This window comes from Paenibacillus sp. FSL A5-0031 (assembly GCF_001956295.1).
In the GTDB taxonomy this organism is placed as follows: domain Bacteria; phylum Bacillota; class Bacilli; order Paenibacillales; family Paenibacillaceae; genus Pristimantibacillus.
Genome location: NZ_MRTD01000006.1, coordinates 292,797 through 308,570, shown reverse-complemented (window position 1 = coordinate 308,570; position 15,774 = coordinate 292,797). Strand labels below are relative to the sequence as shown.

General features: G+C 44.4%; 12 protein-coding genes. 8 read left to right on the top strand and 4 right to left on the bottom strand.

All coding sequences use genetic code 11. From position 1 onward, the window contains the following. Positions 1-14 precede the first annotated feature (14 nt). From BK120_RS13395 to BK120_RS13365, 7 genes are all read left to right on the top strand, one after another. Entirely contained in the window at positions 15-2,930 is a 2,916-nt protein-coding gene (locus tag BK120_RS13395) for a 2-oxoglutarate dehydrogenase E1 component (protein ID WP_076267998.1), read from the top strand. Positions 2,931-2,936: 6 nt separating this feature from the next. Then, on the top strand, positions 2,937-4,166 hold the full coding sequence (odhB, locus tag BK120_RS13390; protein WP_076267997.1) for a 2-oxoglutarate dehydrogenase complex dihydrolipoyllysine-residue succinyltransferase: 1,230 nt from the start codon (positions 2,937-2,939) through the stop codon (positions 4,164-4,166). Between the two features lie 228 nt (positions 4,167-4,394). Next, positions 4,395-6,197 carry a sensor histidine kinase gene (locus BK120_RS13385; protein WP_076267996.1) on the top strand — a complete coding sequence of 601 codons (1,803 nt, stop codon included), beginning with the start codon at positions 4,395-4,397 and terminating at the stop codon, positions 6,195-6,197. Further along, complete coding sequence (locus BK120_RS13380; protein ID WP_076267995.1) at positions 6,190-7,479, top strand: response regulator; 1,290 nt, start codon at positions 6,190-6,192, stop codon at positions 7,477-7,479. Before BK120_RS13385 ends, BK120_RS13380 begins: the two co-directional genes overlap by 8 nt. Positions 7,480-7,648: 169 nt before the next feature. Continuing rightward, positions 7,649-9,094: an ABC transporter substrate-binding protein gene (locus tag BK120_RS13375; protein ID WP_076267994.1), complete on the top strand. Its 1,446-nt coding sequence runs from the start codon at positions 7,649-7,651 to the stop codon at positions 9,092-9,094. Positions 9,095-9,200: 106 nt separating this feature from the next. Continuing rightward, positions 9,201-10,106: a carbohydrate ABC transporter permease gene (locus tag BK120_RS13370; protein ID WP_076267993.1), complete on the top strand. Its 906-nt coding sequence runs from the start codon at positions 9,201-9,203 to the stop codon at positions 10,104-10,106. Next, entirely contained in the window at positions 10,103-10,978 is an 876-nt protein-coding gene (locus BK120_RS13365; protein ID WP_076267992.1) for a carbohydrate ABC transporter permease, read from the top strand. Before BK120_RS13370 ends, BK120_RS13365 begins: the two co-directional genes overlap by 4 nt. 55 nt (positions 10,979-11,033) lie before the next feature. On the opposite strand, the gene BK120_RS35260 is transcribed toward BK120_RS13365, so the two are convergent. Beyond that, the gene (locus BK120_RS35260; protein WP_179089789.1) at positions 11,034-11,249 is read right to left on the bottom strand and encodes a hypothetical protein; all 216 of its coding nucleotides are present in this window, start codon (positions 11,247-11,249) and stop codon (positions 11,034-11,036) included. Between the two features lie 9 nt (positions 11,250-11,258). On the opposite strand from BK120_RS35260, the gene BK120_RS13360 reads away from it, so the two are divergent. Beyond that, complete coding sequence (locus BK120_RS13360; protein WP_256710888.1) at positions 11,259-13,031, top strand: PAS domain-containing sensor histidine kinase; 1,773 nt, start codon at positions 11,259-11,261, stop codon at positions 13,029-13,031. On the opposite strand, the gene BK120_RS13355 is transcribed toward BK120_RS13360, so the two are convergent. The 3 genes from BK120_RS13355 to BK120_RS13345 all read right to left on the bottom strand — a co-directional run bounded on the left by BK120_RS13355 (position 13,023) and on the right by BK120_RS13345 (position 15,673). After that, a complete protein-coding gene (locus tag BK120_RS13355) occupies positions 13,023-14,237 on the bottom strand; it encodes an MFS transporter (protein ID WP_076267990.1) in 1,215 nt (404 codons plus the stop codon). The genes BK120_RS13360 and BK120_RS13355 overlap by 9 nt on opposite strands. A 29-nt stretch (positions 14,238-14,266) precedes the next feature. After that, entirely contained in the window at positions 14,267-14,719 is a 453-nt protein-coding gene (locus BK120_RS13350) for a MarR family winged helix-turn-helix transcriptional regulator (protein ID WP_076267989.1), read from the bottom strand. 99 nt (positions 14,720-14,818) lie between these two features. Then, positions 14,819-15,673, bottom strand: a complete 855-nt coding sequence (locus BK120_RS13345; RefSeq protein WP_179089795.1) for a helix-turn-helix transcriptional regulator — start codon at positions 15,671-15,673, stop codon at positions 14,819-14,821. Positions 15,674-15,774: the final 101 nt, after the last annotated feature.

The window sequence follows — 15,774 nt, the reverse complement described above, 5'->3', positions numbered from 1 at the left end:
TGGAATTTTCTGCAATGAGCAACCATGATGAGCGAAATTATTCGCCTTGGCAAAGCTACTATGGCCCCAACCTTGGGTATGTGCAGGAGCAATACGAGCGGTTCTTAACTGATCCAGACTCCGTGGAGTCTACAGTTCGTGAGCTATTTGTACGTTTCGGGGAACCTCCGGCTACACTACAAGGAGAAGCTCCGAGCATTACGGCTAAGCCAAGCGAGCAAAAGGCTGCATCACATGCAGCAGCACCTGGTCCGATTGATTCAAATATGTTGAAAAAGGTTGTCGCTGCGCATCAGCTAATGCTGAACATTCGCAGATACGGCCATTTAGCTGCAGATATTGATCCGCTCGGCTTCAGCCCTGCTGCTGATACAAAGCTGCTTGAGCCAGAAACTTTCGGACTTACGCAAGCGGATTTAACTTCTATTCCAGCATCGCTTATTTGGGATAATGCGCCAGCATCAATCTCGAATGGCTGGGAAGCAATCAACCGCTTGAGAGAGATTTATACCCGTTCAGCGGCGTATGAATTTACACATATTCATGATGAGAGTGAACGCAATTGGCTTAACAAACAGGCGGAGTCGGGAAGTTTCCCAGCACCGCTGTCAGCAAGAGAACGTTCAGCGCTGCTTGAGCGTCTAATGGAAGTTGAGTATTTCGAGAACTTCCTGCACCGCACATTCGTTGGACAAAAACGTTTCTCTATCGAGGGCGTAGACATGCTCGTGCCAGTGCTTGATGAAATCGTCCGCTCCGTTGCGCACGATGGAGCACACCATATTCTTATGGGCATGGCGCATCGCGGTCGTCTCAACGTACTGACGCATGTACTTGGCAAGCCTTATGAGAAAATATTTTCTGAGTTTCACCATGCTCCGAATAAAGAGCTTATTCCGTCTGAAGGATCAATGGGCCTTAATTACGGCTGGACCGGCGACGTAAAATATCATCTAGGTGCTGACAGAGCTGTAAAGGAAGGCGAAACGATTCGTGCGAATCTTACCCTTGCGAACAACCCGAGCCACTTGGAATTTGTTAATCCAGTAGTTGAAGGCTTCACACGCGCTGCTCAAGAAGATCGCAGCAAGCGGGGAATGCCTACACAAGATCCAGCGAAAGCAGTGACGATTGCCGTTCACGGCGACGCGGCTTTCATTGGAGAAGGAATTGTTGCGGAAACGCTCAATTTCAACAAGCTGCAAGGTTATCACAATGGCGGTACGATTCATATTATCGCGAATAATCGCCTTGGCTTTACGACGAACAGCATAGATTCACGCTCGACGCATTACGCAAGTGATCTTGCGAAAGGTTTCGACATTCCTATCGTACACGTAAATGCGGATGAGCCGGAAGCTTGCTTGGCAGCAGTACGCCTCGCTTGTGAATACCGTCTCCGCTACAATAAAGGTTTTGTTATTGATTTGATTGGTTACCGTCGTTTCGGTCATAATGAAATGGACGATCCAGAAGTAACACAACCGCTGATGTATGCAAAGGTTCGCAATCATCCGACCGTTAGCGTGCTTTACAGCGAGCAGTTGAAGGGTGAGAAGGCGATTACGGAAGCGCAGGTTGAAGAATTGCGTCAACGTACGAACGGCAAGCTGCAAGCAGCCTATGATGCAATGAAAGCGAAGGAAGGCGAGCCGAAGCTTCGCGGTGAGCAAAACAAAACAACGCTGCCTACCGGCGAGGAAGTACGCACTGCAGTTCCGCTTGAAACGCTTCGTGAAATCAACCTGGAGCTGCTTAACCGTCCAGAAGGCTTCACCGAATATACGAAGCTTCAACGTATTTTGCAGCGCAGAGCTTCAGCTTTGAACGATGGGGAAAAGGTTGACTGGGCACATGCCGAGACGCTTGCATTCGCAACGATTCTTGCAGACGGTACACCTATTCGTCTAAGCGGTCAGGATTCGGAGCGCGGAACGTTTGCACATCGTCACATCATGCTTAATGATAATGCGACGGCAGCTAAGTTCTCGCCGCTGCACATTTTGCCGCAAGCGAAAGCATCCTTTGCCGTTCATAACAGCCCATTGTCGGAAACGGCAGTACTCGGCTTTGAATATGGCTACAACGTTTTTGCGCCTGAAACCTTTGTTATCTGGGAAGCGCAATATGGTGACTTTGCCAACGTTGCCCAAGTTATTTTTGACCAATTCATCTCAGCTGGCCGTGCGAAATGGTCGCAAAAATCAGGCATTACGATTTTGCTGCCGCATGGCTATGAAGGCCAAGGACCAGAGCATTCAAGCGCTAGACTTGAACGTTTCCTTCAGCTTTCAGCTGATAACAACTGGACCGTTGCGAACCTTTCAACGTCCGCTCAATATTTCCACTTGCTGCGCAAGCAAGCAGCGTCGCTTGGCACGGAGCATGTTCGTCCGCTCGTTCTAATGGCGCCTAAGAGCTTGATCCGTAACCCTCGTGTTGCGTCGCATGGTGTTGCATTCAGCGAAGGCTCATTCAAGCCGGTGCTTCCGCAATTCAAGCTGACAGAGCCGAAGGAACAGAAGGATAAAGTAAAACGTTTGCTTCTTTGCACAGGTAAAGTAGCTATCGATATTGAAGAGGCGCTTGCATCGACAAATGCTGAAGATTACGAATGGCTGCGCGTTGCAAGAGTAGAGCAGCTGTATCCGTTCCCTCATGCAGAAATTGAACGTATTGTGAAGCAATTCGACAAGCTTGAAGAAATCGTATGGGTACAAGAAGAACCGCAAAACATGGGGTCATGGAGCTTCATGGAACCGCGTCTTCGCGCGTTAGCGCCTAAGAAGGCAGCTGTTCGCTACGTTGGCAGACCTGATCGTTCAAGTACTGCAAGCGGACACCAAGAAGTACATGCCGCAGAACAAAAATGGATTATTTCGACAGCATTGAACGGCAAACCAGTTGAAACAAGTTTGATTAGGGGGTAGTGACTAATGGCTGAAATTATTGTACCGGAACTAGGCGAGTCCATTTCTGAGGGCACAATTACCAAATGGTTCGTGAAGGAAGGCGACTCCGTCAATCAGGGAGATGTCCTACTAGAGCTTGAAACCGATAAGGTTAACATAGAAATTAGCGCTGACAATAGCGGTGTTGTATCTCGCATCGCTAAACAAGACGGAGAAGTTGTACTTGTAGGCGAAGCGATCGGTTCGATTGGAGAAGCAGCGGGCGGCGCAGCCGCACCTGCTGCTCCGGCAGCTGAGTCAGCTCCTGTTGCTGCTCCTGCCGCAGTAGCGGCACCAGCTGCTGCTCCAGCGGCGCCTGTTGCCTCTTCTGCAAATGAAAGTGCAGCAACGATTAATGCATCGCCAGCTGCTCGTAAACGTGCTCGTGAGCAAGGCATTGATCTATCAGCGCAAGGACAAGCTCCTGCTGCTGCACCTGCACCAGCGGTTGCCACTCCGGTTAAATCTGCTCCGCTAACACAATCAGAACCTGCTAACGCAGGCAAAGATGTGAAGCCGACTGAACGCAAACGGATGTCTCGTCGCCGGGTTACGATTGCTAACCGCCTAGTTGAAGCACAACGCACAGCAGCGATGCTGACGACTTTCAATGAAGTGGATATGACTGCGATTCTTGATTTGCGCAAACGCCGCAAGCAAGCTTTCTTCGAGAAAAATGATGTAAACCTAGGTTTTATGTCATTCTTTACGAAAGCTGTAGTTGGTGCGCTTAAAGCATTCCCGCTGCTTAATGCTGAAATTGACGGCGAAGATATTGTTACGAAAAAATTCTATGATATCGGCATTGCAGTATCTGCAAAAGAAGGTCTTGTCGTTCCGGTCGTTCGTGACGCGGACCGTCTAAGCTTCGCTGAAATCGAGAAAAATATCGTTGAGCTTGCTGGCAAAGCAAGATCAAACACACTTGCCATTTCTGATTTGCAAGGCGGAAGCTTCACTATTACGAATGGCGGCGTATTTGGCTCCTTGCTGTCCACGCCAATTCTTAATGCACCGCAAGTTGGTATTCTCGGCATGCACAAAATTCAAATTCGTCCTGTAGCAATCGATGACGTTCGTATGGAAAACCGTCCGATGATGTATCTTGCATTGTCTTACGATCACCGTATCGTAGATGGCAGCGAAGCTGTTCGCTTCCTCGTAACCGTCAAAGCGCTTCTAGAAGATCCAGAAGCACTTCTTCTCGAAGGCTAAATTTAAAGCATTACATTAGAGACTGTCCTTTAAGTAGAGTGATCTACTCAAAGGACAGTCTCTTTTTTTTGCGATTAAGTTGGCCATTTTATTATGTTATGAAAAAAGATGTCGAAAAAAGATCTGAATATCGATTACAATAAACATAATATTGAACATGGAAGCGGGCGTATTATCGGCTACAATTAAGATTTAAGAAGTATTCAATGGAGAGAGGCTGCATAATAGATGCGAGAATCCTTTACTAATCTCACGATGCTCCAGCGGTTCATCGCGTTGTTTATTGTACTCGTCGTTATACCTGTTATTTTTATGGATTGGGTTGTCTCGCGCAATGTCGCAGAAATTACGGAGCGGCAAGTGGGTTCGACGCTGGTGAAGTGGGTGGAATCGAGTCACGTAACGATTGATCGAACAATCATGCATATGGAAGAGACCATGAATTCGATCATGATGACCAAGGAAATTCAGGAAATGCTTAATATCCCGTTGTCTTCATCCTACGAGCGTTTTAGACGATTCACGTCTCTGGATGAGATGCTGCTGAAACAAACATCTCCTAAAATAGCGTATTCTTTTTTTATGCCGGATTCTGAAAGCCTTTACTCTTTTGTGCCTTCTTTGGATATTCAGACGCGAGGCATCTACTTCTCTACTAATGTGGATGCGCTTCCATGGTATAAGGAGGCATATCGTGCACAGGGGAGGGGAGTGCTGAAAGTACTGCATCAATTCGGAGATAATCCGTCCGATCTGGAGACGCTTGTTATGGTTAAACAAATGAACAGCATAACGAATGGGCGCTCACCAGAAGCGGGTTACTTGATCGCGTCGGGACTTGAACGTGTGCTGGCAAGTGATCTTGATCCTGATAATGTGGCGAAGGACGGCGAGTTGTTGATTTTAAATGAAGATAATACGATCATCTCAACAACAAGCAACTACTCCATTGGAAAGATCCTCCCTTTGCCGGACTATGTATCGAGTTCGCCGAGTGGATATTATACGCTGGAGGTTGATGGCAAGAAGTGGCTGTATGCCATTCATCAAAGCGATGAAAGCAAAACAAAGCTGCTCTACAAAACACCGCTGCAATCCATTATTGGTGATCATGAGGTTATCGAGCAGCTCGTTTATTATTCAATGATGGGTTATTTCCTGCTCTTGCTCCTATTAGGCGTTTACTTTATTCGTTCCATTGTTCGTCCAATTTCTAGACTCGCTAGACATACACGCTCTTATGAGCCAGGCAAACCGCTAGGATTAACACAGTATCCGCAGCGTACTAAAGATGAAATCGAAATTTTAAACAACAATTTTATGGATATGACAGAGCGATTAAATGAAACGATCAACGATAAATATGTGCTTGAGCTGAAGCAAAAGGAAGCGGAGCTGTCGATCCTTCACTCACAAATCAATCCGCATCTGCTGTACAATACGCTGGAGTCAATTTATTGGCGGATGACGCTTGAGGGAACGGACGAGTCAGCGGAAATGGTTCGTGATCTGTCTCTTGTTATGCGAATTGGTCTTAGCCGCGGCAAATCATTAATTACGATTGAAGAAGAACTGCAGCATGCAGAGGCTTATGTAAGGCTGCAGCTAAAACGTTATGACTATAATTTTAATGTCAATTGGATCATTCAAGAGGAAGCGAAGAGCTGTCTAATTCCGAAGGTTGTACTGCAGCCGCTTATCGAAAATGCAATCGTACATGGTATCAAGCGAATGGATAGTGATGGCGAGCTATGGATAACGATCAAGCTGGAGCTGGATTACATCGTCATTGCAATAGAAGACAACGGATATCGCTTGAAGGATGTTGCGCACATTTATGATATTTTGGAAGGCCGAAATCCGGATGCGGGATACGGCATTCGAAACGTCAATAAACGAATCCAATTGCATTTTGGCGAGTTATTCGGTTTGGAATATGCTTTGCGTGCGGAAGGCGGGCTTCGGGCTCAGCTTACGATACCAATCTCACATACCATAGATGACCTCATGAGGGAGGAAGAGCATGTATAATATACTGATTGTTGATGATGAACCAATGATTTGTAAAGGGATCAGCTCAATATTAAGGCAGTCGGATATTCAAATCGGCGAGCTGTTTACGGCTGGCAATGGCTTTGAAGCTTTGGATTATTTTCGACTGGAAAAAATAGATTTGATCATTACAGATATTCAGATGGAGCATATGAACGGCATTGAGCTTATGGAAACGATATTTGTAGAAAATAGTGCGGTCCCGATTATCGTGCTTTCAGCGCATGGAGAATTTGCTTATGCACAAAAAGCAATGAAGTTCGGCGCCAAAGAGTATATCGTGAAGCCAGTCATGCCGAAGCAGCTTATTCAAATAGTTGGAGGTTTGCTAAGACATAAAGAAAGTGAGCTTCGTACGGCATCCGATGCTGCGTTCAATCGCAAGTTTTATTTGGAGGAAACGAATCCAAAGCAGCATATGCTGCTTAACGAATTAATTACGGAAGGGCTTGGCGAGTCGGAGGTTGAAGCTTTATTTCAATCATTAGGATTAAAGATGGATGGCCCCTACTTCAGTTTATTTACGATCCAGCTGCATTTGAAAAACGCTGGTAAAACGGATAAAGACATTCAGTCCTTGCGTGATCGGAATTTGCTTAAGTATGCCTGCTACAACGTGGTAGAGGAAACGATCAGCAGCTGGGATAAGTTATTGTTTTATTCACCGAATGGAGCTCTGACTGTCGTGCTGCAGCTTTCAGCGAAGGAGCTGGACCATTCGATGCGAAGCAGCTTGCTGACGACGATCGGACAACAGCTTCATGCGCATTTGCTGGAATATTTAAATGTCCAATGCACGATTGGGATTAGTACGATTAAGGAAGGGCTTTTCAGTTGGGCAGAGCTTTATAAGGAAGCGATATCCGCGTTAAAAATGACAGAGGTTCATCCTGATCATCATGTGTTTTTGGCCGAGGATATGTCAGACAAAAAATCTACTGAGGATCATAATGGGGATATTCAGGAAGCGAGAGGCTACATAGACAAACATTTTAGTAAAAAAGGAATGAAGCTGCAAGATATTGCTGACGCTGTTCATCTAAGTCCCAATTATTTGAGCTATTTATTTAAAAAGGTGCTTAATATTACGATATGGGACTACTTGACGAAGCAGAGAATGGAAGCGGGAAGAAGGCTGCTGCTTACGACTGATATGCGGAGATACGAGATTGCGGATGAGATTGGTTATGAGTCGCCGGAGCATTTTAGCAAAATGTTTAAAAAGTACTTTGGCTATAATCTATCAGATTTAAAAAAATAACATTTCTGCTCGTGCTGCTGCGCGAGCAGTTTTTATATGTCGAACCATATGTCGAAATCATAACAGCGCACACCTTAACCGTAACAGCGACCATCGTGTAGAGAGAAGAAGCTGACTTATAATGAGGATGCAAGCAACAAAAGACCTAATTGAGAGGGGAACTAACACGATGAAGATCAGGGGAATCGTAATCAGCATGCTCGTATTGATGATTGTATTAGCAGGCTGCAGCGGCGGCAGTAACAATGGCGGGAATAAAGGAAAAGAAGAGAATGCTGGAAAAGCAACGAATGCAGCTGTAAATAAAACAGAGGAGCAGCCGGCAACTGAGAAACCAGCAGAGCCTGTTGAAATTACGGTTCAAGGCCAACCGCCGGATAGAACAGAAGCAATCGAGCAATTGAACCTAAAAATTGAGCGTTTCAAAAAAGCAAACCCTAACGTTACGATCAAAACAGATGATTGGCAGTACAATCCATCTGAAATCGGAATTAAAATGGCTGCTAACAATGCGCCAACAGAATTTAATGCTTATTTGACAGAAGGACGTGTTCTAGCTGAAAAAGGCTGGGCAGCTGATGTTACGAGCCTTATTGAAAATTGGAAAAACAAAGATGATTTAAATCCAATTATGACGGGTCCGTTCTCTGTTGACGGTAAAATTTACGGTATTCCAGTAGATGCTTATGTTATGACAATTACGCTTAACAAGAAAATTTTCGAAGAAAAAGGCGTTCCGCTTCCATCGCTTGACTGGACTTGGGAAGAGCTGATTGAAACGGCGAAAAAAGTAAACGATCCGGCTAAAGGGATTGCTGGCTTTATCCCAATGGGCAAAGGCACAGAAGCGGGCTGGAACTGGACGAACTTCTTGTTTGCAGCGGGCGGCGACATTCAAACAGTTGAGAACGGCAAAGTAAAAGCAACATTTAACAGCGAACAAGGTTTGAAAGCGTTGGAGTTTTACAAGCAGCTAAAAGATGCTGACGTTCTTCCGAAAAACTGGGCTCTAGGCTACGGCGATGCACTTAACCTGTTTAACCAAGGACGCGGTGCAATGGTTATGTGCGGAAGCGGCAACGCAGCGGATGCAGCCATCAACACAGGCGGTATCAGCAAAGACGATGTCGTTATTTATCCGATCCCATCCGTAACTAAAGGCGGCAAGCACACTGGCGTACTAGGCGGCAGCTTCAAAGTCATCAACCCTAAAGCAGATGCTGCACAGCAAAAAACAGCATTTGACTGGTTGACTTCGGAATACTTCACTGACGAATTCATAAATGCAATCGACGGTGAAGTCACTACACGTAAAGCAGAAAACAAAGTATATATTCCACAAACGATTTTCTACTGGACACCAGAATCTGAGTTTGGTAAAAAATGGGATACAATGTTAGCTAAACACGACAACGTGTTCACATATGACCCTGCTTTGATGGCTTTGCTTGATGGTAAGCCAGAGCCGCAGTATGAAACACAAGCTTTCTATGCTGAAATGGCTAACGTTATTCAAAAAGTGTTCACGACAAAAGATGTTGATTTGAAAAAAGTGTTGGATGAAGCAGCAGCTAAAGTCCAATCGGAATTCTACGACAAAATTACGATCCAATAATAAGCCGCGACACCAAGGGCCAATACCAATAACCTCGGTATTGGCCCGTTTTTTTTCAAATTAGAAGTGATCATAAGTATCGCTGCACCTTGGGAGGGGGAGAACCATGGCAACACAAACGATTACATCAACGATAAGCACGAAGAAAAAGCGAAAGTGGAACCTCTATATGTGGGGGGCCTTGTTTGTACTTCCCGAAATTATCGTTTTCTTGCTTTTTCTCTGGATTCCTATTATTAAGGGAGTTCTGTACAGCTTTCAAGAGGTGGATTTCGTTAAAGGGAATGTTTTTGTTGGACTGCAAAACTACATCGATATTACGAGTTCAAGTGACTTTTATATCGCAATAAAAAATACGCTGTATTATATGGGGCTTTGCGTAGTCATTGGTTTTTGGGTGCCTGCTGCGGTTGCTATTGCTGTATCGGAGCTCAGAAGATTTCAAGGGCTAGCTCGCGTTGCGGGTTATTTGCCAAGTGTAATACCAGCTATCGTGCTATACGGCATGTGGGTTTGGTTTTATGATCCAATCGGACCAATTAATGCATTCCTTATGGGCATCGGATTGCCGGCAATTGATTTTTTCACAAAAGGCATGTCCATGATCTCGATCGTTATTATGGAAACATGGCAAAACTTTGGCGGTGCGGTGCTCATATATTTAGCCTCAATCGTTGGCATACCGCGGGATCTGTATGAAGCTGCGGAAATTGACGGTGCAAGCGTGTGGCAGCGGATTAAATTTATTACATTGCCTAATTTGCGTTCATTGCTTTTTCTAATGTTTTTACTGCAAATCATTAACACCTCGCAAAGCTTCCAAGCACAACTGGCTATGACTGCCGGAGGTCCGGACAACGCGACTTTAACTTATATGCTGCTTATGAACAGAAATGCATTTACTTATTTGGATTTTGGCAAAGCAACAGCAATGGGTACGATGATGTTCGCCGTTATGATGGTGCTCTCCTTCTTCTACCTGAAAGTGCAGAATAGGAGTGAAAAAGGATGAAAAATACCGAGCGTTCCATAATCTCATCATTTGATTTCAAACGTTGGCAAGTAAAGCTTGGTTACGCTGTGATGGTGCTTTTTATTGGCATAATCATTGTATCCATGCTGTATCCCTTTCTGAATACGCTGCTTAGCTCTCTGAAGACGACTGGGGAATTTTTTGCTTTCCCTGCGCCGTTTTTCCCAAAAGATTGGCTGTGGCATAACTATATTGATGCATGGCATGTTATTCCAATGCTTAAGTTTTTGAAAAACACGCTGATGATTTTTATTGGAACAGTTGTTTTCGCCCTTGTCTTTATTGGCATGACGTCATTCGCGTTGTCTCATATGAGGGTACCTTTCAAGAAAGTGGTCATGCTGTTTTTCTTGTCTACCCTGATGATTCCATCTGCTACTTATTTAATTCCAAACTTCCTTAACTTGCAAAGCTTAGGTTTGCTAAACAGCTACTGGGCCTTTTGGCTTCCAGCAGGCGCGAATGCTTTTTATTTGCTGCTCATGAAAAACTTCTTCGATGGACTGCATAAGGAACTGTTTGAAGCAGGCAGAATCGACGGAGCTAGTGAGTTTCTATGCTTCATTCGGATCGCGATTCCTTTGTCGGTACCTATCCTAATGACGCTTATCATTTTCTATTTCTCCAGCACATGGAATGATTTTTATTGGCCGTCACTTGTTATGCTGGAGAAGGATATGTATCCACTTGCAACAGGTATTTTCAGATATGTGGTGTATTCCGGCTCCACGATTCAGTGGAATGTGAAGTTTGCGGTGCTCTCCATTACAATGGTTCCGCCGCTAATATTTTTCCTTATTTTCCAGCGTTACATTATGGGTGGACTTAATGTAGCTGGGGTGAAAGGTTAGCATTTTATCAGCTAGAGTTTAGTGGCACGGCTTTATGAATGAGTAGTAAAACGGATTAAATGACTCTCTTATAGACATTGCCGCTAATCGATACACTTGCTGGCGGCAATGTTTTTTTGTATTTTAAAATCGAAGCGGAGCAGGAAGAAGGCTGGAGATGTTGAAAGTAATCAACAGGATGAAGCTGCTTGATGAAATGAGATGAGATGAGGGGATTAAAATCGTCGAGGTTAATGAACAATTGAGGGAAAGCGAAGAGAGATATCAGCATTTAGTTCATATGCTTCCTGACGGGCTTATTGTTGTGTTAGAAGGTAATATTGTATTTGCTAATCACGCAATGCTAACTATGCTGGGCATTAGTAATTTCGATGATATCATTGGAGACCCCATAAACAAATTCATACATCCCGAGTTTATGGAGCGGTTTCCAGCTATGATCAACTATTTGATTCTAGAGGCTAATCCTTCTACGTTTACCTATTACGAGCTGCTTCGTCTGGATCAGGAAGCGATAGAGGTTGAAATGAGAGCAGTAGCTGTGAAATTTGATGGTAAAAATGCTGTCCAGCTTATAATTCATGATATAACCAAGCAGAAGCGAATGGAAGCCTCCTTGCTCGAGAAGGAATATTTATATAAAAGCTTGATGGAAAACGTTGTAGCAGGTGTATTCGTAGGGCTAAGGGATAAGATTGTTTATGCCAACCCGTATCTAGCGGAGATGTATGGTTATACGGTTGAGGAGATGTACGCCATCTCGGTCAACGATTTGATGGATCAGGATGAAATCAATTTTCACAAAAGCAAGATTTTAAGTGGAATGGGTATTGGATTAAGTCAATTCCCTATCAAAAGTAAAGGAATAAAAAAAGACGGCAGCCGCATCTATTTGGAGGGAAACAGTACAGTTATTATGTTCAATGGAGAACTGTCCTTGCTTGGAACCGTTCAAGACGTTACACCTAAACGTGAAAAAGAAAAATTGTTAATGGAAAATGCCAAGTTGTATCAAAAAATTATAAAGTTTGTTCCCGAACCGATCGTTATGAGTGATCAAGGGATCGTGCTTTACGCGAACAAGCTAGCTTTGGAAGTGCTAGGAATTGAATCGGAAGCAAAGATAATTGGAACAAGTGTGTTCGAATTTATTCATCAGAGCCACCATGCATTAACGCTTGAGAAAATGCATCTCATTATGTCGACGGACGAGGCAACACCTTTTGAGGAACGTGTTCTTATTCGTATGGACGGAAAATTACTGGATGTGGAAGTTTCAAGTATCCGAATTAACAATTATTTGGGCAAGGATGTCATGCTCAGTGTGATTCGTGATTTGACCGACCGTAAACGCTCGGAGGAGGTTCTTATTCGTTCGGAGAAGCTGTCGGCAATTGGTCAGCTTGCCGCAGGAGTAGCGCATGAAATTCGAAATCCGTTAACAGCGCTAAAGGGCTTTACACAGCTTTTGAGCAGTAAATACCCTGAGAACCCGCATTATTTTTCAATTATGGCCAATGAAATTGACCGTATTACTTTAATCGTAAATGAGTTTATGACGTTAGCGAAGCCGCATTTCGCGAACTATCGCAGCGAGCCTCTAGAGCCGATACTGCGAAGTGTATTATCTTTGCTTGAAACACAAGCTATTCTTATAAATGTGGAGTTGAAGGTTTGTTTTGACCATACCCGGCCGAGTATATTTTGTAATGTGGACCAGCTTAAGCAGGTTTTTTTGAATATTATTAAAAACGCGTTAGAGGCAATGCCGCAGGGTGGCGAAGTTGTTGTGACGGTTGCAAGCTTGGAGGATGGCTTTGCTCATATCCGAATTATAGATGGCGGTCCAGGTATACCGGAGGAGCTTATTTCGAAAATCGGAGAGCCTTTTCTAACAACGAAAGAAAAAGGGACTGGGCTTGGCATAATGATCAGCAACCGCATTATTGAAGCGCACAAGGGTACGCTTCAAATTAGCAGTGTGATGAACGAAGGAACAGTTGTGGAAATTATGCTGCCTATTGAGGATCAGCTAACGATAGGCCTAGGATGAGCTATAGGCGTTATCATCTAATGTGGCCAACAATCTTTTGCGTTTATGGTGAAGTGTGAAATAAATGACGGAAGATAAGGCAATTATAATGGCACAAAGTACATACATAACACTGTATCCGTAGCTTGAAGCCAAGGAGCCAAGCGTGTAGGATCCAATGCCATATCCAAGGTCGAACAGCAAATAAAACGTTGCTGTAGCGAGCCCTCTGCGATGAGCCGGAGCAGCAAGCACGGCTATGGTCTGAAAGCAAGGCAGCAGGGCGCCGTATCCGAGGCCAATGACAGCTCCGGAAACAAGCAGAATAACTGGCGAGCTTGCTTGGCTAAGCAGCAGCATGCCGATGGCAAAAATAACGATGCTGGGATATACAATGACATGTTCTCCCACACGATCTAGCAATTTTCCGACAAGCGGACGAGGCAATACTATCATAATGCCGAAGCACACAAAGAAATAGCTGGCATATTGATCAATAGCCTGTTCATGTGCATAAACCGACATAAACGTTACGAGCCCGCTGTAGGCGAACGCGACTACAAACCCGCTAAGTGCAATGGGCACAGCTTTCTTCTCTACAAGATCGCGCCAATGCAGCTTGCTCTTCGTTTTTATGATCGGTTGTTCAGCTTTGGCAGCGGCGGATTTTTTGGCTGTTGAAGCGCCTAGGATGAAGGCGATGAGCGCGCAGACAGCGCATAATGCGAACATCGCTGTAAAGCCGCCATGCGTTGTTATCGTTAAGCCAACGAAAGGACCAATGACCATCGCGAGGCTCATAAATAAGCTGAAGTAACTAATTCCCTCTCCTTTGCGATGCTCGGGTATGATTCCGATTGCAGTCGTATTCGTAGAGGTAGTTGCGATAGCGAACGTGCCGCCATGAAAAAAACGAACTAGCAGCAGCATCGCGTAGCCAAAAACACCTAAGTATGCGATCGAAAACAATAGGAACAGCAGCAACGAAATAATAACGATCTTCCGCTCCCCGTAACGGGTCATCAATTGGCCGGCGAAGGGCCGAAGCAGTACTGAGGCGATAACGAAAACAGTCATCGATAATCCGGCCTGCGTGTCAGATCCTCCAAGTCCATTGGTCACATAAACGGACAACGCTGTTGCTAATGTATAAAAAGCAAAAAATAGAAAAAAGCTGCTTAAACATATTTTAATGAAGTCGGCGCTCCATAGTTTATTCGTATTCATTATAGGTTCCCCTCTCAGATGTTCGCCGATCATTCACTCGTTTTTGTGTTTGATTCGTGGTTCAGTTCTGCGTTTTTAGTTATTTTGGCCATAAATTTTTTGAAGGATTGAATTTCATCTTCGGAAATATCTGTCAACAGCTGTGCAACAAATTTTTCTTCGATAGGTGCCAGTTCATTAGAGCATGTTCTGCCATTAGCGGTTAAATAAAGCAGCTGCGAGCGGCGGTCATTCGGATTGGCGACACGTCGGACAAGCGCTTTTCGTTCAAGCTGGTCAACAAGCCGTGTAATGTTGGCGGGGTCCTTATCGGAGCGCTGTGCCAAATCTTTATGAGTCATGCCATCGTGCTCATCAAGATACATGAGCAGCGACCATTGTTCAGGCGTAACGTCATAATCTTGAAAAAGCTGATGCAGCCGAAGGTTTAGTTTACGGCCTGTATTGCTGAGCATATAGCCTACTGATTGTATAATTTCCATTGCTTTCACCTGCTGTTTTCATTTACTTGTTATGACAATAATACGCTTAACAACTAAATGGGTCAAGAGCTTCAATCCACAAATTTGGAATGAAGCGGTTTACAATTGATCGGAATAGACATGATTTTGCTTGCGATATTGTTCGGGTGTAAGGTCGGTATGCAGCTTGAAAGCGCGGCTGAAATGAGAGGGATGCTTAAAACCAACATCATAACCAATGTCGGTGATGGGGTGAATGGTGTTGATAAGTTCGATTTTGGCCTGATAGATTCTACGCTGCATGAGAAACTGGAAGATTGTAAATCCAGTAACTTCTTTGAATGTTTTAGCCAAATAGTATTTGCTTAAGTGCAGCTCTGCTTGAATCGCCTCTAGCGTAATATCATTATGATAATGGCACTCCAAATAGGAGATAATCGCTTGAACATGTCGTTCCTTGGAGGTTGGAAAGGATGGCTTATCCTTCAGCGGCTTCTGGCAAAGCTGATTGATCTGAATAAGAAAATCAAGCATTAAAGCTTGAAATCGCTGAATGGAGAAGCTGTCCTGCAGGACGTAAAGCTGTTCAAGCTTGTGAAGACTAGCTTCTATTTCCGCTTTCTCATTGCCCCTCAGCTGCAAACGTATATTTTGAAGCTTCTCGAAGGGCTCGAGCAGATCCGCTGCAAATGAAGGCTGAATAAATTGCTTGAAGTAATACGGATCAAAATGTAGGATCGACCGGTGGTAAACTGCGCTTGGATCGACATGCGCCCGGTGCAGTGTCATCCCGTGCATAAGCAGCAAGTCACCAGGCTCCAGAACATAGATGCGGTCATTAATAAGATAGTTTACTTTGCCGCCATGGAAATAATAGATTTCGTAATGAAAGTGACTATGATAGGGAATATGAGCATTAAAATCAGAGCTGGTTCCCATTGTGAACGGTAATTGGATTTGTTGCTGCTTGCTCATCATTTCGCCTCCACTCATAAATACCATCATTATACACCAACCACAGTCAAATAAAAGCGTAAACAAGTTAATGCGAATGAAGCCCACTGTATCCCAAAATG